This window comes from Xanthobacter pollutisoli, from assembly GCF_040044995.1.
Taxonomy (GTDB): Bacteria; Pseudomonadota; Alphaproteobacteria; order Rhizobiales; family Xanthobacteraceae; genus Xanthobacter.
The window spans coordinates 65,529-86,472 of record NZ_JBDZDP010000014.1; the positions used below are offsets into that span (position 1 = coordinate 65,529).

General features: G+C 66.8%; 18 protein-coding genes, 1 tRNA gene and 1 pseudogene. 10 read left to right on the forward strand and 10 right to left on the reverse strand.

Annotation, left to right across the window (positions count from 1 at the left end):
- Nucleotides 1–79: 79 nt before the first annotated feature.
- Entirely contained in the window at nucleotides 80–1,480 is a 1,401-nt protein-coding gene (locus ABLE93_RS20620) for a tyrosine-type recombinase/integrase (protein ID WP_348841707.1), read from the forward strand.
- Nucleotides 1,481–2,836: 1,356 nt separating this feature from the next.
- Here ABLE93_RS20620 and ABLE93_RS20625 read toward each other — a convergent pair.
- From ABLE93_RS20625 to ABLE93_RS27015, 8 genes and pseudogenes are all read right to left on the reverse strand, one after another.
- Entirely contained in the window at nucleotides 2,837–4,513 is a 1,677-nt protein-coding gene (locus ABLE93_RS20625; RefSeq protein ID WP_348841708.1) for an AICE element replication initiation protein, read from the reverse strand.
- 58 nt (nucleotides 4,514–4,571) lie between these two features.
- Nucleotides 4,572–6,443 (reverse strand): phage tail tape measure protein, encoded by a 1,872-nt coding sequence (locus ABLE93_RS20630; protein WP_348841709.1) that lies wholly within the window; start codon nucleotides 6,441–6,443, stop codon nucleotides 4,572–4,574.
- 101 nt (nucleotides 6,444–6,544) lie between these two features.
- A complete protein-coding gene (locus tag ABLE93_RS20635) occupies nucleotides 6,545–6,889 on the reverse strand; it encodes a hypothetical protein (protein WP_348841710.1) in 345 nt (114 codons plus the stop codon).
- 46 nt (nucleotides 6,890–6,935) lie between these two features.
- Nucleotides 6,936–7,094 carry a hypothetical protein gene (locus tag ABLE93_RS20640; RefSeq protein WP_348841711.1) on the reverse strand — a complete coding sequence of 53 codons (159 nt, stop codon included), beginning with the start codon at nucleotides 7,092–7,094 and terminating at the stop codon, nucleotides 6,936–6,938.
- Nucleotides 7,095–7,137: 43 nt separating this feature from the next.
- Nucleotides 7,138–8,262, reverse strand: coding sequence for a hypothetical protein (locus tag ABLE93_RS20645; RefSeq protein WP_348841712.1), 1,125 nt, complete (start codon nucleotides 8,260–8,262; stop codon nucleotides 7,138–7,140).
- On the reverse strand, nucleotides 8,262–8,519 hold the full coding sequence (locus tag ABLE93_RS20650; RefSeq protein WP_348841713.1) for a helix-turn-helix domain-containing protein: 258 nt from the start codon (nucleotides 8,517–8,519) through the stop codon (nucleotides 8,262–8,264). The genes ABLE93_RS20645 and ABLE93_RS20650 overlap by 1 nt, the downstream gene beginning before the upstream one ends.
- A gap of 159 nt (nucleotides 8,520–8,678) precedes the next feature.
- The gene (locus ABLE93_RS20655; RefSeq protein ID WP_348841714.1) at nucleotides 8,679–9,539 is read right to left on the reverse strand and encodes a hypothetical protein; all 861 of its coding nucleotides are present in this window, start codon (nucleotides 9,537–9,539) and stop codon (nucleotides 8,679–8,681) included.
- A 100-nt stretch (nucleotides 9,540–9,639) separates the two neighbouring features.
- Nucleotides 9,640–9,807: pseudogene (locus tag ABLE93_RS27015) on the reverse strand (helix-turn-helix domain-containing protein); the annotation flags it as partial.
- An 84-nt stretch (nucleotides 9,808–9,891) separates the two neighbouring features.
- On the opposite strand from ABLE93_RS27015, the gene ABLE93_RS20665 reads away from it, so the two are divergent.
- From ABLE93_RS20665 to ABLE93_RS20705, 9 genes are all read left to right on the forward strand, one after another.
- Entirely contained in the window at nucleotides 9,892–10,269 is a 378-nt protein-coding gene (locus tag ABLE93_RS20665; RefSeq protein WP_348841716.1) for a hypothetical protein, read from the forward strand.
- A gap of 18 nt (nucleotides 10,270–10,287) precedes the next feature.
- Entirely contained in the window at nucleotides 10,288–10,818 is a 531-nt protein-coding gene (locus ABLE93_RS20670; RefSeq protein WP_348841717.1) for a hypothetical protein, read from the forward strand.
- A gap of 29 nt (nucleotides 10,819–10,847) precedes the next feature.
- Nucleotides 10,848–11,123: a hypothetical protein gene (locus ABLE93_RS20675; RefSeq protein WP_348841718.1), complete on the forward strand. Its 276-nt coding sequence runs from the start codon at nucleotides 10,848–10,850 to the stop codon at nucleotides 11,121–11,123.
- Between the two features lie 80 nt (nucleotides 11,124–11,203).
- Entirely contained in the window at nucleotides 11,204–12,130 is a 927-nt protein-coding gene (locus ABLE93_RS20680) for a hypothetical protein (protein ID WP_348841719.1), read from the forward strand.
- A gap of 2 nt (nucleotides 12,131–12,132) precedes the next feature.
- Nucleotides 12,133–12,438 (forward strand): hypothetical protein, encoded by a 306-nt coding sequence (locus ABLE93_RS20685; RefSeq protein WP_348841720.1) that lies wholly within the window; start codon nucleotides 12,133–12,135, stop codon nucleotides 12,436–12,438.
- Between the two features lie 48 nt (nucleotides 12,439–12,486).
- The gene (locus tag ABLE93_RS20690) at nucleotides 12,487–12,825 is read left to right on the forward strand and encodes a helix-turn-helix domain-containing protein (RefSeq protein WP_348841721.1); all 339 of its coding nucleotides are present in this window, start codon (nucleotides 12,487–12,489) and stop codon (nucleotides 12,823–12,825) included.
- Between the two features lie 23 nt (nucleotides 12,826–12,848).
- Nucleotides 12,849–13,724 carry a tyrosine-type recombinase/integrase gene (locus ABLE93_RS20695; RefSeq protein WP_348841722.1) on the forward strand — a complete coding sequence of 292 codons (876 nt, stop codon included), beginning with the start codon at nucleotides 12,849–12,851 and terminating at the stop codon, nucleotides 13,722–13,724.
- Between the two features lie 170 nt (nucleotides 13,725–13,894).
- Nucleotides 13,895–14,464, forward strand: coding sequence for a recombinase family protein (locus ABLE93_RS20700; protein WP_348841723.1), 570 nt, complete (start codon nucleotides 13,895–13,897; stop codon nucleotides 14,462–14,464).
- A 322-nt stretch (nucleotides 14,465–14,786) separates the two neighbouring features.
- The gene (locus ABLE93_RS20705; RefSeq protein ID WP_348841724.1) at nucleotides 14,787–18,560 is read left to right on the forward strand and encodes an SIR2 family protein; all 3,774 of its coding nucleotides are present in this window, start codon (nucleotides 14,787–14,789) and stop codon (nucleotides 18,558–18,560) included.
- 168 nt (nucleotides 18,561–18,728) lie between these two features.
- Here the strand turns inward: ABLE93_RS20705 and ABLE93_RS20710 are convergent.
- Together ABLE93_RS20710 and ABLE93_RS20715 are read right to left on the reverse strand one after the other, a co-directional pair.
- Nucleotides 18,729–18,803, reverse strand: a tRNA-Thr gene (locus tag ABLE93_RS20710).
- A gap of 154 nt (nucleotides 18,804–18,957) precedes the next feature.
- Nucleotides 18,958–20,628: an MFS transporter gene (locus ABLE93_RS20715; protein WP_348841725.1), complete on the reverse strand. Its 1,671-nt coding sequence runs from the start codon at nucleotides 20,626–20,628 to the stop codon at nucleotides 18,958–18,960.
- Nucleotides 20,629–20,944 lie beyond the last annotated feature (316 nt).

The window sequence follows — 20,944 nt, forward strand, 5'->3', positions numbered from 1 at the left end:
TAGTGTTGGCTGGTGATATCCACGGTTTGCGTCGCCCGTGGCGACGTGGTGGCGACTCGCATCGAGGGGCTCAGGGCTTATGGCTGAACGATTCCGGCTCACCAAACGCACCGTGGACAGCCTCCCCCCGGTGGATAAGCCGCGCATTTTCTTCGATTCCGAGCTGAAGGGCTTCGGTTTGCGGGTCACTCCGGCCGGGCTGAAAACCTTCGTGGTGGAGTACCGGCCGGGTGGCGGTGGCCGCAGCGTGGCGAAGCGGCGCCTGAAGCTCGGGAGCTATGGGGAACTCACGCCGGACCAGGCGCGCGACCTCGCCCGCGATGCCCTCGCCGATGTGCGGCGCGGTGGCGATCCGGCCGGCGCCAGGGCCGCCGAGCGCGTAGCGCCCACTGTGGCCGAGATGACGGAGACGTGGCTCCGGGAGGAGGTCACCCTCAAGAAGAAGCCAAGGACGGCCGCAGGCTATGCCGCGCTCGTGCGGAACCACATCGTGCCGGCGCTGGGCACCCGCAAGGCGGCAGCCCTGACCGAGGCCGACGTTGCCCGCCTTCACCGCCGCGTCGGCACCACCGCGCCGGTGGCGGCCAACAGGACCGTTGCCGCGCTCTCCGCGGCCTTCTCATGGGCACAGAGGGCGCGCATCGTTCCCAAGGGGCAGAATCCCTGCCAGGGCCTCGCTAAGTTCCGCGAGACGCGCCGGGAGGCCTTCCTTTCCGGCGAGGAGATGGTGCGGCTCGGCAATGCCCTGCGCGAGGCCGAGACCGAAGGGGTTCCGTGGGAGCCGCGCCCGGATGGCAAGGTGAAACACGCGCCCCGCGAAGCGAACCGCCGCACGAGGATCTCGCCGCACGCGGCAGCGGCCATCCGTCTCCTGATCTTCACCGGGGCTCGGCTGGGGGAAATCCTTGGGTTGCGGTGGGCCCACGTGGATATGGAGCGGGGGCTCTTGCTCTTGCCGGATTCCAAGACCGGCCGAAAAGCCATCGTCCTCAATGCCCCTGCGCTGGCGATCCTCGCGGGGCTTCCACGCGTGGGCGATTTCGTGATCGCAGGAGACGATCCAAAAAGGCCCCGCGCCGACCTTCAGCGGCCGTGGACGCTCGTGTCTAGGCGGGCGGGCTTCATCGAGGCGGTGGAGAAGCTCGGGGCGGACGGCAAGCCGGAGATTGACCGGCATGGGCAGCCAGTGACCGAGGAGCGGGCAAGGGTGCGCCTGCACGACCTCCGTCATACCCACGCGAGCATCGGCGCCGGCGCGGGGCTGGGGCTCCAGATGATCGGGCGCCTCTTGGGGCACAGCCAGGCCGCGACAACCCAGCGGTACGCCCACCTTGCGGACGATCCCGTCCGGGCTGCCTCCGAGACGATCGGTGCCCGCCTCGCCGCTGCGATGGGAGAGCCCCTCAAGCCCACCGAGGCGTCGGCGGAGGTGGTCCCCATCCGCAGGCGCCCGCCGAAGCGCCGCCCGCCTGTGGGTTGATTTCCCCCGCCCCTTCTCACGCTTCGCGGAGCCCCGGCGGGAGATGACAGCCGAGCCATGAAGGCGGGCGGTGGTGCAACCTGATGGCGAGCCGCGATCCGCGAGCGCTAAAGAGCCGCCGCGCCGGCTAAAGTGGGCGCGCGATCATCGCCCGCGGGGCGGCGGTGAAGGGCTTCGGGTGGTCCGCCGAGCTGCACCATGTGGCCGCTCATCACCGGCGCGAGCCATCGAGCTTGCCCCGCCAGGACGCCATCGCGAATTTCGGCGGCGGAAATTCAAAATAAATGCCGGAAAATCGGAAAATCCCCCGCCCGAGCGGCGACTTTCTACACTCCAGCACCGCTGGAGCCGCCGTTTTCGACGCCTTCGACGCCCTATGACACCCTGATTTTCACGCCACGACACCTTTAAGCATATGATAATTCAGGATAATTTACGCTTTGTCGCCTTTCGACGCCTGTCCCTATTTCGCACTACTGCGCAAAATAAATTCCCCCGGCGCCCGCCTGCCGCCGGTCCCTCTATTTTTCCTTTAAAGTTCTAAAAGGAAGGGGGTCCCCAACGTGACGAGGTGTAAAAAAACGTCTGTTATCAATGGCTTATGAGGATTTATAACGTGACAAGGCGGTGTCGTAAAGTGCTGCAACGTGTCGAGAAAATGCAAGAAAATGGTGCGGTGGTGTGGGATTTGACGGCTCCAGCCCATTTAATTCGAATTTTCCGGGTGTTTTTCGAATTCCCAGCGCCGAATATTCACCGAGAATTTCCCAGGCAGCGGCAACGATGCGCGCAGGCAACAGTGCGCCGCCGGCGCCACGGCCACCCCCCTCCTATAGGGACCGTTTGGCGCCTTTTGTCCCGCACGGGGCCGCTGCCTCCCGACCTCCCGGCAGAGAAGGCCTAAACCTCAAGCCTCAAGTTTAGGCCGGCGCCGCGTTTCCTCTTGAGAAACATGCCCTTAGGCTTGGTGCCGGCGCGCCAGGGCAGCCGGCCCCGGCCGCGCGGCACAACTTTCGCGCGCGTGGCGTGCGAAGATGCGTGCAGCACGGTCAAAAGAGCCAGGAAAAGCGTGTCGCGTGTACCGGATGCGTGGTCGCACACTACCCAAAAGCCGGGAGGCAGCGGCCCCGTGCGGCAGGCCGGGCCGCACACGGTCCCTACATGGGGGGGGCACCCGTGGCGCCGCCGCAACAGTGTGCCCCGCCGCCAGCGCGGGGCGGATCTCCAATCGCCTCGCGGAGGCCACCAGCGCCCACCGCGAGGCCGGGGCGAATGGCCCCGGTCGGCCCTTAAGCCAGCCTTCGGCGTCGCGCGGGGCGGATAGGCGCGGGGGCGCGGGCGGAAAGGTGGGGCACGCTACTTTGTCGGTGGAGGCTTGATGGCGATGGTCCGCTCGGCACCGCGGCGCCGGATCACTGCGAAGCCCTTCCAACGCAGGAGCCCTGCCACGCGCTCGATGCGGGTGCCCATCGCAGTCGGGTTGCCGGGCCAGGAGCGCAGGCGCCGCACCTCCTCACTGACGCGGGCGTTAAGAGCCGTCAGGAGGCGTCCGGCGGTCCCCTCCCAGCCCGCCACCGGATGGTCATCGAGAATGAAGGCGTGGATGGCCTTGGCCACCTCGTCAGCATCGAACGCGGTGGCAGAGGATTCGTGGCGTCCTGCCTCGAGCGCGGCGGCGAGGGTGCCCTCTTCCCAGCCGAGGCCGGGCTCGCAGGCCGTGACCCATCGAGCGAAATCCGCAAGTCGCGGCAGGCGCTCCAGCCGCACCGTACCCTCGCGCCTGAGGCCGGAGGACACCGCGTCGCACAAGGCGCCGATGATGCGCGGGCGAGCCGCCGCGAACGCCGCGTCAAGGTCCACATCCGTGCGCCGCTCGGTCTCAGGGATGGCCGCGAGCTTGATGGCGAGCGAGCGCGTGGCGAGGTCGGATTGCTGTCCCCAATGGTCGCCAATTCCGGTCAAGATGATGGGGCGCGCACCGGTAAGGTAAACCTCTTCCGCGTTCGTGTTCAGCGCGCGCGTTGCTTCGGCCGAGCCGGACGCCATCCGGCAGAGGGAGTCCGACAGGTCGGTTTCCATTCGGCTGATGTTGTCAATGCATGTGATAAATTGGTTCGACGCGCCGGCGAACAGGTCGCGCAAGTCGCGCGGCGGCGAGCGCATCGGCGCAATGTGGGGATCCGTGAGGGCGCGCATCTTCTCCGCCAGGCGGGACTTCCCCGAGCCCGCTTCACCGGAGAGGACTGCGATCGGGAAGGCTGAAAGGCCGCCGAAGGCCGCCAGAAGCCAAGATACGACAAGGGTGAAGTCGTCCGGCCCGTCCGCATTGACGAACTCGCGAAGCTCCTCGATTCCCCGGTCGGAAAGCTCCGGCTCGGGGAGGGCCTGCATCCCCCGCGAACGGAGAAATTTAACAGGATGCGCCGCCGAGGGAATGACCGCCCATCGATCCTTGGTGATTTCGATGGCCTGCCAAGTCCGATCGCACAGATCGACATAGATGCACCCGCCTGCGCGGGCGACGCGGCGGAACACCTCGTGCTCAGGCCCTTTTTTCGAATGAATGCAACAGAGCCGCTGCACGTCGCGCAGTGCGTTCGTGGTGGGCGCGGAGCCGGCCACGTCATAGATGCGCTCTGCCAGGAACAGTTCAAACGACTTCCCAAGCACACTCAGGTGCTCGTGGTGCCCGTCGATTTCGACGGTCGCATAGGGCTCATTGTCGGTGGAATGCCAGAACTCCACGCCATCCAGCACGCCGCCCACCGTTTCGGCGCTTGTGGAGCGGACGCGCGGCGGGCGCTTCTCCTCACCCTCGCCGCCCTCGCCATCTGCCCCACCGCGGGCCTTCCGCGGCCGCCCACGGCGGCGGCGGGCCGGCGCGGCGGCATCGGCAGCCGCCGGGGCGTCCTCGGCCTCTGGCGGGCCATCAGGCGCCAGCGGCGGGGCATCGACGTGCGGAAGGGCCTCCGCGGCGGGGATGACCTCGCCGGTGACGAGTGCGGCAATGCGCGCGGCGGCCTCTGGCGACACCTTGGGGGCGGCGCCGGGCGCGGTGGGTCCGGTGGGGGTATCGCTCACCTCGTGCCCCCTAGTACCCGGAGTCCGGCCATTGGCCGCCTGGCGGTTCGGCCTCCGGCATCGAGCGTCCCGTCGGCGCCGAGCGGAGGTTCATTTTCGGTTTCAGCGCCTCGGTGACAACGGCCTTCATCCATGCCGGCGCGTCGATCTGGATTTTGACATTAACGTCCGCCTGCCCGGTGACGGTGGCGGTCACCGGGCCTTCCACCACCGCCTTGACTTGACCGCCCTGGACGGCGCCCACGTCGGCAGGTTCGGGGATGGAAGGAAATCGCATCGGGTTCACCGGCGGGAGCGGCCTTTCCGCCGGAAGCGGGGGATTGCCGGAGCGGCGCGGGCGGCGCCGGAGCGGGTTTGGTGGCGGCAGCGGCGCGGGACCGGGGAGCGGCGCGAACGTGGGCGGAGGCAGCGCCGGTTCCGGCCACGCCTGAGCGGCGAGGCGTGCGGTGGCGGCGTCCCACCGGCGCCCTTGCAGCGCGGCCGAGCCTTGGCCCTGCAGGCGGCGTAGCTCCTCCTCTAGCGCCATCACGCGGGCCTCGGCATTGCGCCCGCCGCGCTGGCGCACGAGGGCGATTTCGGACGGTAGGTCCGCCGCGCGGCGGCGGTCGGCCTCCTCCTGATCTCGCTTCGCCGCATCCGCGACGCCAGAGCGGTAGTTCCGCTGGCTCTGTTCGACATAGGCGTCGCGCTCGGAGGGAGTCATTTCGCCCACGTCCACCCGTGCGTTGATGCCGGCCGCCACCACGCCCGCGGCGGCGTTCAGGCCCGTGTTCTCGCCGACGAGTTTCATCAACCGGTCGAACGCCTGCGTCATTCGGTCGAGGTTGGATTGCTGGTCCTTCATCACGCGGGCGAAGGCCCTGTCCACCAGCCCCACCGAGTTGAGCACGGTTCTGATCTTGTCATCGAGGCTGTCATACAGAGCGATGAGCGCGGTCAGAGCGCGGTTCGCCTGCATGTCGGGCACCAGTTCCTTGATTTTGTTCGGATCTCCCTTGGTCAATTCACGGACGACGCGTAGGAATGTTTGAACGGCATCGGTGCCGTTGGCATATCCCTTGTCGAGCTCCTTGAGAAGATCGATGTTTTTCTTCTGGTCCTTCGCCATATCGTTCACCGCATCGATGGTGCTGGGGGCGACGATCTTCGAGAGCAAGTTGTAATAATCGTTGGCGGCGGTGGCGCTGTCGCCGGTGGCGGTGCGCACCACCTCGAGGTGCGCCACCAGCTTGCCGAGGCCTGCCTCGCCGACCACCTTCAACTCCTTCGCCGCAGCGGCGATGGATGGGAGATGCTTCGCCATGTCGCGCGGTTCGAACATGCCGATGTTCGCGCCCGCCGCCATGATTTCGTTCGCCCGGTTCAGCCGGTCCACTGCGATTCCGAGGTTCTGGACCACCGCCACGCCCGCCGCGGCCTGATCGGTGATATCGGTCCCGAACGCCTTGGCTGCGCGGGCGGTCTCGCGTGTTGCTTTCGTGGCGATGTCGAGGTCACCAAGGGCCGAGATGAACGTCTGCGTCCCCTTGAGGACCTCATCAGGCGTTTCCGCCACCAGGCGAGACGTAGCGCCTATTTCCTTGCGAACGCCCGCCATCTGCTCCGCGGTGGCATCCGCCGTGTTGGCGAGGTAGCTGAGTTGCCGGTCATAGGCCGCAAAGTTCTTCGATGCCGCCACCGCCCCGGCGGCGAGCGCAGCCGGGGCGGCGAACCGCCCAATGGCCGCAAGCGCGGTGGCGCCGGAGCGCGAGACGGAGGCGGAAGCGCGCCCCACGCGCGTCGACGCCGCCTGCAGATGGTTGATCTTGCCGGCCACCTGTCGGAATACGTTCCCGGTTTTGTCCACGGCGGAGATGACCGCCCGTGCTTCCATTGTGCGCATTCGTCATCCCCTCCTGTGGGGAGGGCTGGCGCGCCGGATGGCGCGCTCAGCCCAATTGAATAGTTCGGTGAAAGTCATGCTGCCGCACGAGGCTGCGTCGATTATTCGGGCGTCGAAGACGAGGTAGTCGATGACTGCGCCGACCGGCGACCCTGTGCGGCCCGGAAAAAATCCAGCACGGCCGCCTTGATATTCATCGCATCTTCGAGGCATGCCTGATCGATGACGAAGCTATCAACGGAATCAGGAAGTGAAGCATCGATGTAGCCGCGGATGACTTCTTCATTCTCCGCCGTGAATACCGTTCCATCGGGGTTGCGGCCCCAGACGACCGGTTCGCCGAGGCGAAGGTAATCCCGGCCGGTGGGCTCAGAGAGCACCAGAACAGAGACGGGGCCGCCGTGCGTGAGGAGCGGCTTAACGAGGTGAATTGTCGTGGAATACATGGCTCTTTTCCTTTCGTTTAGAGGATGTGGCACGCCCGCCGCGCAGTCAGGCCGCAGGCAGGGGATCATTGCGGTCGGTGCGGCGGACGATGACGAGGGCGGTGCCGACGCGGGCAAGGGCCTCCTCGCATCGGGCCTCCTCGCGGGCGGCGAGGCGACGGAGCAAGGTAGCGGCGCCGATGTGGGCGAGGATGCTGGTGCGCATTTGGGTTCCTTTGGATGTTTCGGAGAGGGAAGGCCCGCCGCGATCAGGCGGCGGGCGGGGGATCGTTGCGGCCTGCCGCGAAAAGGCGGGCGATGTGGTCGGCATCGGCAAGCAGGCGGGCGGCGTGGCGCTCGCCATGGACCAGGAGATCCGGCCGGAGCCCTGCCTCCCGCAGCGCGTCGGCCTGGGCAGGGTCGGAGGCAGCGCGCGCCATCTCCCGCATGGTGCGGGCGGCGGCCCGCAGCCCTTCGGCGGTGATGGCCGGCGCGGTGGGCGAAGCCGCCCCCGGCACTGCCCGTAGGTGCCTGCCGCGATGGCGTCGGGCGCGGGCGAGGCTCACCACCTCGGCGGGGCGCTCGGCATGATGGGCCGACGGCGGGCCCCATTCGCCATCAAGCGCGCGGCCCGCGAGCCCGCGCACCAGTTCGGAGGCACGGGCGACCACATCGGGCTCCGCACCGCCGGCGCGGATCGCGTCGGCACAGTCGGGGTTTTCCGCCAACTCCTTGAGGCCATCGGCGATGGCAACCACGGCGTCGACAACCAGCGACGGCAGGACGACGAAAGGGCCGTCTTCTGCAGGCGGTGGCGGGGCTTCCGGCGCGGCGGATGGCTCGGCCTCGCCGCTCGGCATCTCTGGCACCAGCGGCGGCGCGTCGGCGGCGAAGGGGAGATCGTCCGCGCCGTCCGTGCGATAGCCGCGGGCGGCATAGCGCTCGGCGAGGATGGCGATGCCGGCGAGGGCGAAAAGGCGTTCCACGGCCTCCAGCGAGGGGCACGGATCATCCGGGCGGCGCCAGATACGGCCCGCCACCGCCTCGCCCCAGGCGATCGCGTGTTGGCGGGCGTTCCCGTCTTCCCAAGCCCCCGAGATGCCTTCGACTCGCACCTCGCCGGGGGCGAAGGACGAGTCCGCCGTGCGCGCGGCGCCGGCGGGCCAGCACTCGGCATCCGGCGAACCCGCGAGCGAGAAGATCCCGTCGCCGCGGCGAGAGAGGGGCGCCAGGGCGGCGAGGAATTCCACGCCGCAGGCGAACAGGATCTTGCGGAGCATGTCCATGACCCACGCTGCGGTGGGGATGTGGCCGCTGCGGCTGGCGCGAATGAGGTCGAGGAGGCGCGCGCGCTCCTCCTCGCTCATCAGGAAGGGCGAGATCGGCGCGGACATCACGCAGCCTCACCGCGGGCCGCGGCGACGGTGGCTTCGCTCGTGCTGCGGCGGGTGTGCGACGCAGCCCAGGCCATCACGGCGGCAGGGTTGTAGCGGATGGCTCGGCCGAGCTGGACGTAGGGAGGCCCGTCCCCACGGACGCGCATTTTTGCGAGCGAGATCGGCGCGAGGCCGAGCAGCTTGGCGGCTGCGGCAGTGTCGATAAGGGGGGTGAAAGCTGGCGCGCCGGTGGCGCTATTGTCGTTGCTGGGCATAACAGGATGGCTCCTTTCCCTGCCGGGCTAAGGTCCGGCATCAGGAGCCATGAAGCGCGCGAACGCCCTTGCACGCATCGTGGTTTGAACTCGCCATTTTCGGCGCCTTCCACCACAATCCGCGTGCGCGATGCGTGTATCTCAGGCGGGAGCCGAGAATCAGGAAGCGAGTATTTCCAGCCCGGCGGAGGGCAAATCGGCAACGCACCAGATTTTTCGCGGGATGGCATCGGGCGCGAAAAGCCGCGCCAACTCGCTGATACGGTCTGACCACAGCGGCAGTTCGGCGACGCGGCGCATCATGTCTTCAACGCCTTGACCGCTCGGCGCCATGGGGAAGCTCACCAGAATCTCCGCCGCGCGCAACAGTTCGCGCCATGCTCCGGCGGGTGCAAATAGCTGCGGGACTAAGCCCGTCGAGAGCACGGCGCATTCGGCGAGGCGCGCCGCGAAAAAGGTGCGCGGATGATCCGGCCGTCCGCCCAAGCGCTTCGTTCGCGCCAGTCTCTCCAATGCGCCATGCACAGCCGCGAGACGCTCCAGCGCCGAAGCATCATTCGCGCGCTCGGTAGAACCGGTCTGGTCATCAAGGCCCGCACTGCGGGAGAGAAGATCCAAGGCGGCGCGCCAGGGCTCCTCTTGGAAGTGCCGCAGATCGTGGCGCACACGCGAGAGCGTTGCCAGAGTTGCGGCCTCTTCCTCCTGGGCCTCCGCGATCCGCCAGGTCACTTCTAAGGCCCGGACCGTGATGGCCCGCCACCGGTCCGCCGCGCTGGCAAACTCAAGCCCCAACGCGAACTGAAGATCATCTTCAAGAAGCGGGCACATCAGGTCGGCCGGCAACGGCGCGAGGCGGGATGCTGCCGCATCGAACTCATGCAGCCGCCCCGCGAAACCCTCTGGTGGCGCCGCCCCCTCTGCGATTGGCCACGTCTGTAAAATGCCGCACCACCGCCCAAGATCCAAAGGCGAGTGCAGGCCCGCAAAACGTCCGCCGTGGCCCTCGGTCGCGTCCGGCATATCAATCCTCCACAGGTTCGCCGCCCACCGCATCCAGGCGCACGCCGGGGCCCCCGGTGGGCGACGCTTCGCCGAGGGCAAGGAAGGTCACGCCCGCGGCTTCTAGTGCCCGGCGAAGGTCCGCCAGCGTGCGCGGATATGGCTGCCGGCGCCCGGACTCAAAGCCCGCGATTGTGGGCTTCGCCACCGTCGATTGAGCCGCCAGATCGTCTTGCGACCATCCGAGCATCGCCCGCGCCGCCCTACATTGGCCCGCCGTAATCAACATTTTGATATCACCTTGTCCGATTGATATTGACTAAATCGGATAACCCGATATTATTAACATCAAGTTGAAGCGAGGGCGAGCGAAATGACCACCATCGACAGAAAGAGCGTGATGCGCCGGGCCTGGAGCCTCTTCCGTCAGTCCATGGCCCTGCGCTTCGATCGCGCCGCCTTCGCCGCCCACCTGCGGCAGGCCTGGGCCGAGGCCCGCGAGGCCCCGGTGACGGCGTGGCCCGTGTTGCAGCGCTACGTGATCTGCCATCGGGGCATGTCGCGCGCCGAGATCATCGCCCGCGCCGAGCTGGCTCTCGCCACCGCCCGCAGCCGCTTCGCCGGATACAGCCGCGCAGCGGCGCCCCGGAACTGGAGCGCTGGCAAGCACCGCAGCGCCGACATGATGCGCGTCGCCAACCTCGAGGCCATCGTGCGCGCCGAGAAGGCCGCCGCCGGCCTCGCCGCCTGACACCGAAGGGGAGCCGCCATGCCGACCGCTATCAACCGCCGCCAGCTTCTCGACCGCGCGTGGCACCTCTTCCGGACGCAGTTCGGCGGCCTCGGATGCATCCTTCGGAACCGCCCCCGTGAAGCCATGGGCGCCGCGTTCCGCATGGCATGGCAGGAAGCCAAGGCAGCGGCTGCGGTGGCCGCCATGCCAGCGCCGGAGCGCGCCGCCCGCATCGCCAGCCTCAAAGAGGCCCTCGCCAATCTCGATTTTGTCGACTCGCCCCGCGACGCCGAGCGGCTGGGCGCCGAGTTTCGCGCCATGCTCCACGCCCTTGAGGCGTGCGGTGGGCGGCGCGCCTACGTGGCGAAGCGCCAGGGGAACGGCTTCACCCTTCGCCGGGACGGCGACACCTTCGCGCGGCTCATCACCACCGGCGCCGGCTTCCGCCTCGATGCCCCCGCGCCGCTCGCCCACCGCGTCTGCTTCACCCCCGGCGAGCCCCTCGCCGCCGCCCTCGCCAAGATCCGAGCGGCTGACGAGGCCATCCGGGCCGGCGCCACCGCCTGACACCCCGCCCGCCAACGAAGGAGAACACCATGGGCCCCATCGCCGCCGACCTGCCGGAATGCGCTCCGGCCATGACCGCCGCCCGCGCGCGCGCCGTCGCCACCACCGCCCGCCTCGCCAGCGGCGGCGGGATCGAAGCCGAACTCGAATGGCTCGGCCATCACCTGGACGGGATAGAGCTCGCGCTGCTCGCGGCCGAGCACGCCGACCACCACCCGGACCCGCGCGCGTGGGTGGCGCTGATCCAGTCCGCGCGGGATCGCGTCACCGGATTGACAGCAGCCGCGCACGACGCGGGCCTCTGACACCGCTGGGGCCGAACCGACCGGCCCATTGAGGCGCCTGCCGCGCCCTCACCACCGCAACCCATAGGAAGGAACCGACCATGACGACGCAGACCCGGGCGGCGGACGCCACCGCCTTGCCCACCACACGCCGGGGCCTGCTCAAGGCCACAGGTGCCCTCGGCACTATCGCCGCGCTCGCGGTGCCGGTGGCCGTGCTCCCCAAGGCCGAATCCGCAGAGGCCGACGCGGCCCTCTGCGCCCGGTGGCCCCAGGCGCAGCGGCTCCTCGCCATGCTGGCGGTGGAGCGGGAGCAGAGCGTGGGCACCTGCGCGGCCTTCTCCGGCGCCATGATCGCGGCGGCGGGAACGGGAGAAGCTGCCTATCAGGCCATCCGATCCGATCCGCTCGCCACCGCCTTCGACGCCGCCCAGGCGCGCGAGCAGGAGATCCTCGCAGGGCTCGACGCCATCGCCGAGGCCACGCGCACTACCGAGGCGAAGGGCTTCGCCGGGCTGTTGATGAAAGCCCGGATGCTGGCCTATGCGGCGGAGAAGCCGGAGGCCCTCGCGCCAGGACCGGCGGGCGACGATTGGGTGGTTGACCACCTTCGCGGCTTGATCGCCAACCTCGGCACGCTGGCCGGCGAGCCCTCCGGCGCGGTGGCCGTGGCGCCGTCGTCGCCGGCTCCCGGTGGTGGCGACCTCTCGCCCACCTTTGCCGCCCTCCACCGCGAGCGCGAAGCTCTCCGACGCGCCGCCGAGGAGGCCACCGCGGCCGTCATGGCCGACGCATCGGACGACGATGCAGACGAGCAGGCCGCGCAGGCCGCCCTTGCGGAGCTGTGGGCGGCGGACGATGGCTTGATGGCGACGCCCGCCGTGCGTCCGTCCGACCTTGGCCTGAAGGCCGCCTTCCTCACAGAGCAGCTCGAAGAGTTCGAACAGATCGAGCGCCGCCACGCGGTGGCGCTGGTGGCCGACCTGTGCCGGCTCTTCCCGTTCGCACCGCACGCCATGGGGATATGAACATGCGCAAGTCGATCACAAGCCTCTATGCAGAATGGCTCGCCGCCCGCGCCGACGTCGCTGCCATCGAGGCAGGCGCCGAGGATGACGACGAAGACAGGGACCGCGATGGTGACATCGCCAGGGCCATCATGGGGACCCCCGCGACCGACGCGCGGGATGTGTTCAGCAAGATCCACGTTCTGGAATGCTACATGACCCTCGGCAACGAGCCGACCATATGGTCGGACAGCCGGGAAGTCGTGCTGCTGGCTAGCATCAAGGCCGACCTGCTCCGGCTACAGCCCGGCGCGCCGCCCATGGAATGACGGGGCGGCAGCGGAAATTTTGGCGATGATGCACTGTGGGAGGTGAGCATGCGCAGGCTTCTGAACATGGATGAAGCTGCCGAGGAACTCGGCATTTGCACCAGCACGTTGCGAGAGCACGTGCGCCACGGGGAAATTCCGTTCATTTCCATGGGGCGGGGCGAGATACGCAAGCGCCGGCTGTTCGATCCGGCCGACCTGGAGGCATTTGTGGACCGGCGGCGGGAGAGGGAGACATGTCAGTCTATAAGGACAAGCGCAGCCCCCACTATCAATATGACTTCCAACGTGCCGGTGTACGATTTTATGGCTCGACGGGCTGCACAACGCGCCGAGAAGCTGAAAAATTCGAAGCCGAGCGCAAGGAAGCGGCAAAGCGCGCGGTAAGCATCGCGCGGGGGCGAGAGGCCATGACGGTCAACGCCGCCATGGATCGCTTCTGGCTGGAGGTGGGGCAGCACTATCGCGGGGGCTACGGCACCACCTTCGAGACCGCGCTCGAGTGGCTCACCACGCACCTCGGCAAAAGCCTGCTGCTCTGCGAGATCGGCCGGCGGCAGGTCTCCGAGGCCGTCTCCCGCCGTCGCGCCGATGGCGTCAGCAACGCCACCGTCAACCGCACCGTGACCGAACCGCTGCGCCGGGTGCTCGCCCGCGCGCGCAAGCATTGGGAACAGGAGGTGCAGGAGATCGCGTGGCGCGACTTCCTTTTGCCCGAGCCCAGGGAGCGCGTGCGCGAGCTGCGCTCCGACGAGGAGATCCGTTTGTTCGCCGCGCTGCGGCCCGATTATCACGCCGTGGTGGGGTTCGCCCTCATGTCCGGCTGTCGCCTTGCCGAATGTGTCGGCCTGGAATGGGACGACATCGACTGGGGCGGGCGGACCATCACCATCCGCGGCAAGGGCAACAAGGTGGAAACCATCCCGCTCACCGCCGGGCTGCGCGCCCACCTCTGGCCGTTGCAGGGCGGTCACAAAGTCCGCGTCTTCACCTATGTGGCGGATCGGGCAGATGGCGAGATCCGCAAGGGCGACCGCCGGCCCATAACCTATGAAGGGCTCAAGACGCACTGGCGGCGCACCAAGGCCGCCGCGAAGCTGAATGACTTCCGCTTCCACGACACCCGCCACACGGCGGCGACGCGGCTCCTGCGATCAAGCGGCAACCTGAAGCTCGTGCAGAAACTGCTGCGCCACGAGGATGTCGCCACCACCACGAAGTACGCCCACGCCCATGACGAGGATCTGCGGCGGGCGATGGAGGCGGTGGAAAGTCAGGGCTTGTGAAAGGCCCACCGTCACCATGTCGACAAGGTGTCCAATAGGGCAAGCCCATGTGAGACGCAGTCCGTATCCTCCAACAGCCCCGGTTTCGCGTCTCACATAAATGGGGATTGACTTTTGGACGCAACGTCTCACAATGTGTTAGACGTGAGTGAGGCAGTCAGGAGACGACAATGGGTATGTTGGTGGGATACGCGCGAACCTCCACTACGGAGCAGGTCGCCGGGCTCGCCGCCCAGGTGCGGGACTTGGAAGCCGCGGGGTGCGGCAAGATCTGGCAAGAGCGAGTCAGTTCGGTTGCGGAGCGCCAGGCCCTTGGGGAGGCGCTGGCCTTCCTGCGGGAAGGTGACACCCTCGTTGTTGCGAAAATCGACCGGTTGGCCCGCTCTACGCTGCACTTCTGGGAACTCGTTCAAAGCCTCCAGAGCCGCGGCGTGGCGCTGCGTATCCTGAATCTCGGCGGCGAGACTGTGGACACCTCCAGCGCAACCGGGCGGCTCACGCTCACTATCTTTGCGGGGTTCGCCCAGTTTGAACGCGAGATCATGCTCGAGCGCCAGCGCGAAGGCATCGCCAAGGCCAAGAGCGAAGGCAAATACAAGGGCCGCGCTCCTACGGCGCGGGCAAAGGCCGGCGAGGTGCGCCAGCTCTTGGGCCAGGGCAAGAGCCCGACCGAGGTCGCGAAAGCGTTGGGGATCGGCCGGGCATCGGTCTACCGGATCCTGGGATCTGCGGCGGAATAAAGTGCTTGTTGATCAGTTGAATAGAAGACTGCTACGCTAGCGCGCCCCTCGCGTATGAGCACTCTCTGAGCATTGTAGATGCCAACTTCTGGATATGTTCAGTTCTCGTGCCAAGTTAATGACGTGTATCTGCAATCGGACGGTCCACTTTTAACTCAACGCCGGCCGATGCGGAAATAGTCTGTCGCCCCAGCTCATCCAATGCATTCCCTGCAATGGTGGACATGCCCAAGCGGCTCTCCTGCCTCCTTCGCAGGGGAGCTTCTCGCCCACCTCGATTGCCCCTTAAAGTACAGCTATGAGATTCATTGCTGACGGCCCCGTGATCCCCGACGAACTGCTGACCGCCCGCGACGCGGGACAGGTGCTCTTCTTCTGCGGCGCGGGAGTCTCGCAGGCCGAGGCCCACCTGCCCAACTTCGCCGCTCTCGCCGGCAGGGTGCTGTCTTCGCTCGGCTCGGCGCTGGATAGCCCCGCCCGGCGCCTTTTCGACGCAAGCCAAGACTTCGAGAATGTCACCGGGATCACGGGAGTCGTCGCTACCGATCGTATCTTCGGCCTGCTTGAGCAGGAGTTCTATCCCGAGGAGGTCCGCGAGGCGGTGGCCACGGCCCTCATGCCGCCGAGAGACCACGGACTAGGCGCGCACCGCGTTCTGCTCGACTTGTCGCGCGACGCAAGCGGCGTGGTCAGGTTGATTACCACCAACTTCGACCGGCTCTTCGAGGACTGCGATCACGGAATCAGTTCGTCCAATCCGCCGCATCTACCGGATCCCCGACGACTGAAGGACTTCAGGGGCGTCATCCATATTCACGGCCGCGTGGATGCTGACTACCAACGCGCATGCGACGACGAGTTTGTCCTCTCGAGTGCGGACTTCGGACGCGCCTATCTCGCCGACGGCTGGGCGACGCGTTACATCCAGGCGCTCCTCCAGCGATTCAAGATCGTCTTCGTCGGATATTCGGCCGACGATCCACCGGTCCAGTATCTTCTCGAAGCGCTGAGCCGAAGCGACGAACCGCGCAACGACCTCTACGCGTTTCAAGCGGGCAGCGTCGACCAAGCGGCGGCACAGTGGAAGCACAAGGGTGTTCAGCCGATCCCCTACAACAGTGCCAATAGGCACGCGGCGCTCTGGGAGACGCTTCGTGCCTGGGCCGCGCGCGCAAGGGATGTGGAGGCCTGGCATGAGCGCGTGATAGCCATGGCTGCCGACGGGCCGGCTGCCCTTCTCCCTCACGAGCGCGGAATCGTCGCCCATCTGGCTGCAACGCGTGACGGAGCGCGGCGCCTCGCCGGTAAGGGCAACCTTCTTCCGGCCGAGTGGCTGGGCGTTTTCGACCCGAAAATGCGCTACGCCCCGCCTGGCCCCATTGAGACACACGAGGACACGAGCGAGCGGGTCGACCCGTTTAACGCGCTCGGACTCGACTCGGACAGTCCTCCTCTGCCGACAGATCCGGACAACCGCTTTACGCGCCGCGAGGTGCCGAATGACGCGTTGGACTTGTTCGCATCGACTGACGCGGACCGCGAGCGCCTGTCCTCTGAAGCGACCGGCCGTCTGCGGGGCTCGAGCGCGGCCACGGCCTCGAAGCTGCCGACGCGACTTTGGCACCTCGGCAGCTATCTGGTGCGAGTAGCCCATCAGCCTGCGGCGATCTGGTGGGCCGCACAGCAGGACAACCTGCACCCGGACATCGTGGGGCTGCTCGAGTGGGAGCTGCGCCATAAGACGGATCGATTTCCCGCCGGCATCGCTAAGGCTTGGTACATGCTCATCGCGGCATGGCGCGAGGAGCGGCCCGACCCCAACAGACGCCGGTACGAGTTGGAGGCGATTGTTGGGCAGTCGGGCTGGTCAACCGAGACGGTCAGGGCGACGATCGACATGTATCGGCCCCTGCTCGTCGTCGAGCCTTCCATCGGAACATGGCTTGCACCAGGCCAGGAAGATGTCCAGACGGAGAATATCCTGCGATTGGACGTGGAGTATCCGCGCCCTCATGAGCCGCTAGTTATCCCGCCGGAGCACCTCCCCTACGCTCTCGCTCTCCTTCGAAGGCATATTGAGCACGCGATCACGCTTGAGGGGGAAATCGGGCGACGCAACAGCGTTTACTTCGACACGACATGGCCCGAGGACGGGGAGCAGCCTGACGAGGACGGCTTCCGAATGACCGGCCTCCTCGCCACCTTCGTCAACATGATGACCAGGCTTGCAAAGGCCGATCCGGTTGCGGCCAAGGCCGAGTTCGACCGCTGGCCCTTGAACAACAACCAAGTGTTCAGCCGCCTGCGCATCTGGGCGGCGGGTCAGCCCGCGCTCCTCGACCCGGGTCAGGCGGCCGCCGTCTTCCTCTCGCTCGACGAGGAGACGTTCTGGACCGACCAGCAGGAGCGCGACCTGCTGCATGCCATCCGTGACCGGTGGTCCGAGATGAGCGAGGCCGATCGTGAACGGCTAGAACAGCGGTTGCTGACAGGCTCCTTCCCGTGGCCAGAGTCGCGCGACGACCTCGCGATATTAAACGCGCACTGCCGTCTCAACCGGCTCCAGTGGCTTAGCAATCGGGGCGTGGAGTTCGGATTCGACCTTGAAGTGGAGATGACGGCGATCCGGCAGATCGCGATCGATTGGGAACCTAGGTTTGCGAACAGCACCGCCCAGCCGCACGTTGGCAGGGTCAGGAGCGTGTCAACCGATACCGACCCCACAAAGATCGAGGGACTGCCTATCGACCGTGTCCTCGCCAGCGCCAGAGATGCGGCTGGCCGCGACTTCGAGACCTTCGTCAACCGTCGACCATTCCTTGGACTCGCGGAGAAGCGTCCAGCCTTCGCACTCGCGGTCCTGACCGACGCAGCCCGCAAGGGCGAGTTTCCAGAACATGAGTGGGCCGCACTCCTTCATGCGACGAGTAAGGTTGCGGTCAAGAAGAGGCTCCTCCAAGCCATCGCGGCGAGACTCGCGCGGCTAGCGCTGGAGCATGTGGCGAAGCTCCGGCACCCCCTCAGCGAGTGGATGAGCGACCGGGCGGAGGCGCTCATCGTACAGCAGCCCAAGACGTTCCAGACAGTATGGGACACCCTTACCTCGGCGCTGGCCGCCCATCCTCCGAAGGGGCGCTTCAGGCGACCCGATCGGAGCTGGGTCGACGATGGCCTCAACCAGCCATCTGGCCGTCTTGTCGACGCACTGTTCAAGGACACGACGAAGGCTGATCTGAAGGGGGGGCAGTGCCTCCCGCAGGAATGGAAGCAACGGCTCGACCAACTTCTGGCGCTCCCCGGCGACTCCCGCCGGCACGCGATAGCGATGATTTCGTTTCACCTCAACTGGCTCTACTACATCGATCCAGAGTGGTCGGAGAGCCGCCTGCTCGCCGTGGCGGATGGCGAGGGTCCCGATGCGCAGGCCTTCTGGGACGGCTACTTTTGGGCCGCCGGGGCGCCGCAGTTCCCGCTATACAAAAGACTGAAGCCGGCGTTCATCTCGCTCGCGGAGTCCGGCGCCAACCGAAGGGAGCGCGCTAACAAGTTGGCGGGCATGCTGCTGTTAGGATGGGCCGGCAGCGACGAATCGGCGGCGAACGACGCGCTCATTCCGGACGTCGAACTGCGCGAGGTCCTGATACACGCGGAGGACGACCTTCGGACCCAGATGCTATGGTATCTGGAAGAGTGGTCCAAAGATCCAAGCTCCAAATGGGGCGAACGGATTGTTCCGTTCCTGACGAACGTATGGCCACGCCAGCGGGCCATCCGCACCCCACGCACCTCCGCCAGGCTCGTGAACCTCGCCCTGGGGGTGCCGGACCGATTCCCGGAGATCGTCAGACTAACCCTTCCGCTGCTCGGTCCGATCGCCGGCGGCTCGCTGCATATGGGCCCGTTCATCGACGTTGAGCAGGGTATTGCCAACAGACACCCCCTCCAGCTTCTCGACCTCCTGTGGAAGGCCCTTCCGGATGATCCATGGCTGTGGCCGTACCAAACGCGGCGCACTCTCGACGCGCTTAGCGCAAGGCCTGAGGTGTGCGGAGATCCGAGGCTCGCGGAGCTCCTCCGGCGCGAACAGAACCGATAGCTATCCCAGCGGGGGATAGCAGATCGATTGTGTGTGGATTGCACGATAGAGGCGCGTCCGCCACCACGAATGGCCGTTCGGTGGCGACACGGTGGCGACACAAGGCCAACTATCCGACTTCAATGTCTCGCAATCAGAGCTTTTTCTATTATATATCAATATATTGACTGGTGCCGGTTGAGGGGATCGAACCCCCGACCTTCGGTTTACAAAACCGCTGCTCTACCGCTGAGCTAAACCGGCTCCGTGCGCCTCGCATGGACGCTTTCCGTCTACCAGCGGCGCGGGGCACCGACAAGCACTGCGGCCGGCGGCGAAATGAAAACGGCCCCGCCTGGGGCGGGGCCGTTCGCATTCGTCGGGCCAGAAGACCGGCGCGGCGGTGCCGCGGGGGCCGTCAGTGCCAGTGGTCGATATTGCGGTCCTTGGTCTCGGGCACGAACAGAAGGCCGATGACGAAGGTCATCAGGGCGATCACGATCGGGTACCAGAGGCCGTAGTAGATGTCGCCGGTGGCCGCCACCATGGCGAAGGCGGTGGCCGGCAGCAGGCCGCCGAACCAGCCGTTGCCGATGTGGTAGGGCAGCGACATGGAGGTGTAGCGGATGCTGGCCGGGAACAGCTCCACCAGCGCCGCCGCGATGGGGCCGTACACCATCGTCACGAACAGGACGAGGATGAAGAGCAGCCCGATCACGGCCGCGATGCGCGGCTGGAAGATGTCGAACGGGTGCGCCATCTTGATGACGTCCTTGTTCGTCGCCGCGTTGGGATAGCCCGCCGCCTGCAGCGCGGCGGTAGCCGCCTTGCTGAAGTCGGGCGAGAAGGGCACGACGGTGTCGTTCACCTTCAGCTGCACCGGGGAACCGGCCGGCCCGGCCTCGGACGTGTACTTCACCGAGGACTTCGCCAGGAAGTCGCGGGCGACGTCGCACGGCTGGGTGTAGACGCGGGTGCCCACCGGGTTGAACAGGCTGCCGCAATTGGCCGGGTCGGAGACCACCACCACCCTCACGTTCTGGATCGCCTTTTCCAGCGCCGGGTTGGCGTAGGAGGTGATCATGTTGAACAGCGGGAAGTAGCTCGCGGCGGCGATGAGGCAGCCGGCGAGGATGATGGGCTTGCGGCCGATCTTGTCGGACAGCCAGCCGAAGAACACGAAGAAGCCGGTGCCGAACACCAGCGACCAGGCGATCAGCAGGTTGGAGGTGTAGCCGTCGACCTTGAGGATCGATTGCAGGAAGAACAGGGCATAGAACTGGCCCGTGTACCAGACCACGCCCTGGCCGGCGACGAGGCCGAACAGCGCGAGCAGCACGAACTTCAGGTTGGACCAGCGGCCGAAGGCCTCGGAGAGCGGCGCCTTCGAGGTGGTGCCCTCGTCCTTCATCTTCTGGAAGGTCGGCGATTCGGACAGCTGGAGACGGATCCAGATGGAGATGCCGAGGAGCGCGATGGAGACCAGGAAGGGAATGCGCCAGCCCCAGTCGCGGAAGGCTTCCTCACCGGTGAGGGTGCGGGTGAAGAGGATGATGATGAGCGACAGGAACAGGCCGAGCGTCGCCGTGGTCTGGATCCACGAGGTGTAGAAGCCGCGGCGGCCGTGCGGGGCGTGCTCCGCCACGTAGGTCGCGGCGCCGCCATACTCGCCGCCGAGGGCGAGGCCCTGAAGCAGGCGCAGGATGATCAGGATGATGGGCGCGGCGATGCCGATGGAGTTGGCGTTGGGCAGGATGCCGACGATGAAGGTCGACAGGCCCATGATGAGGATGGTGACGAGGAAGGTGTACTTGCGGCCGACGAGGTCGCCGACGCGCCCGAACACGATGGCGCCGAACGGGCGCACCAGGAAGCCGGCGGCGAAGGCGAGCAGGGCGAAGATGTCACGGGTCGCCGGCGGATAGGCCGAGAAGAACTGGGCGCCGATGATGGCAGCCAGCGAACCGTACAGGTAGAAATCGTACCACTCGAAGACGGTGCCGAGGGACGAGGCGAAGATGACCTTCTTCTCCTCCCGGGTCATGGGCCGTGGCTTGGCTGCCGCGCCCGCAGTCGTCACGCTGCTCATGAAAACTTCCTCCCATCGCTCAGGGCTCCGCCGGCGGCGGATGTCGAACCGTTTCAGGTCCTGCGTGGAGGGGGGCGTGACGGGCGCATCGCCGCTCGTCCGCGCGCACGGGCGTGCGGCGGTGATGGGGCGTTCCTCCGGCATTCCCCCGTGGTCCCGCATCTTGAAGGCGTGCGGATATCCAGCAGGGCTGGGCGCATAATGCGCCGAGGCGGTACCATGGCGAGTCTGTGGCGTCTTTACGATTGGTCATTGGTCGTAGGTGCGGGGCAAAAAACCGCCGCGGCGCAGCGCCATGGCTGCGCTCCAGCCGGGC

Excerpts from the sequence above, each read along its gene's own strand:
- ABLE93_RS20665 (WP_348841716.1), top strand. The coding sequence starts at position 9,892 with ATGACCACCATCGACAGAAAGAGCGTGATGCGCCGGGCCTGGAGCCTC.
- ABLE93_RS20635 (WP_348841710.1), bottom strand. The coding sequence starts at position 6,889 with ATGTATTCCACGACAATTCACCTCGTTAAGCCGCTCCTCACGCACGGC.
- ABLE93_RS20700 (WP_348841723.1), top strand. The coding sequence starts at position 13,895 with ATGGGTATGTTGGTGGGATACGCGCGAACCTCCACTACGGAGCAGGTC.
- ABLE93_RS20695 (WP_348841722.1), top strand. The coding sequence starts at position 12,849 with ATGACGGTCAACGCCGCCATGGATCGCTTCTGGCTGGAGGTGGGGCAG.
- ABLE93_RS20655 (WP_348841714.1), bottom strand. The coding sequence starts at position 9,539 with ATGCCGGACGCGACCGAGGGCCACGGCGGACGTTTTGCGGGCCTGCAC.
- ABLE93_RS20620 (WP_348841707.1), top strand. The coding sequence starts at position 80 with ATGGCTGAACGATTCCGGCTCACCAAACGCACCGTGGACAGCCTCCCC.
- ABLE93_RS20715 (WP_348841725.1), bottom strand. The coding sequence starts at position 20,628 with ATGAGCAGCGTGACGACTGCGGGCGCGGCAGCCAAGCCACGGCCCATG.
- ABLE93_RS20640 (WP_348841711.1), bottom strand. The coding sequence starts at position 7,094 with ATGCGCACCAGCATCCTCGCCCACATCGGCGCCGCTACCTTGCTCCGT.
- ABLE93_RS20670 (WP_348841717.1), top strand. The coding sequence starts at position 10,288 with ATGCCGACCGCTATCAACCGCCGCCAGCTTCTCGACCGCGCGTGGCAC.
- ABLE93_RS20650 (WP_348841713.1), bottom strand. The coding sequence starts at position 8,519 with ATGCCCAGCAACGACAATAGCGCCACCGGCGCGCCAGCTTTCACCCCC.
- ABLE93_RS20685 (WP_348841720.1), top strand. The coding sequence starts at position 12,133 with ATGCGCAAGTCGATCACAAGCCTCTATGCAGAATGGCTCGCCGCCCGC.
- ABLE93_RS20675 (WP_348841718.1), top strand. The coding sequence starts at position 10,848 with ATGGGCCCCATCGCCGCCGACCTGCCGGAATGCGCTCCGGCCATGACC.
- ABLE93_RS20680 (WP_348841719.1), top strand. The coding sequence starts at position 11,204 with ATGACGACGCAGACCCGGGCGGCGGACGCCACCGCCTTGCCCACCACA.
- ABLE93_RS20690 (WP_348841721.1), top strand. The coding sequence starts at position 12,487 with ATGCGCAGGCTTCTGAACATGGATGAAGCTGCCGAGGAACTCGGCATT.
- ABLE93_RS20645 (WP_348841712.1), bottom strand. The coding sequence starts at position 8,262 with ATGTCCGCGCCGATCTCGCCCTTCCTGATGAGCGAGGAGGAGCGCGCG.
- ABLE93_RS20630 (WP_348841709.1), bottom strand. The coding sequence starts at position 6,443 with ATGCGCACAATGGAAGCACGGGCGGTCATCTCCGCCGTGGACAAAACC.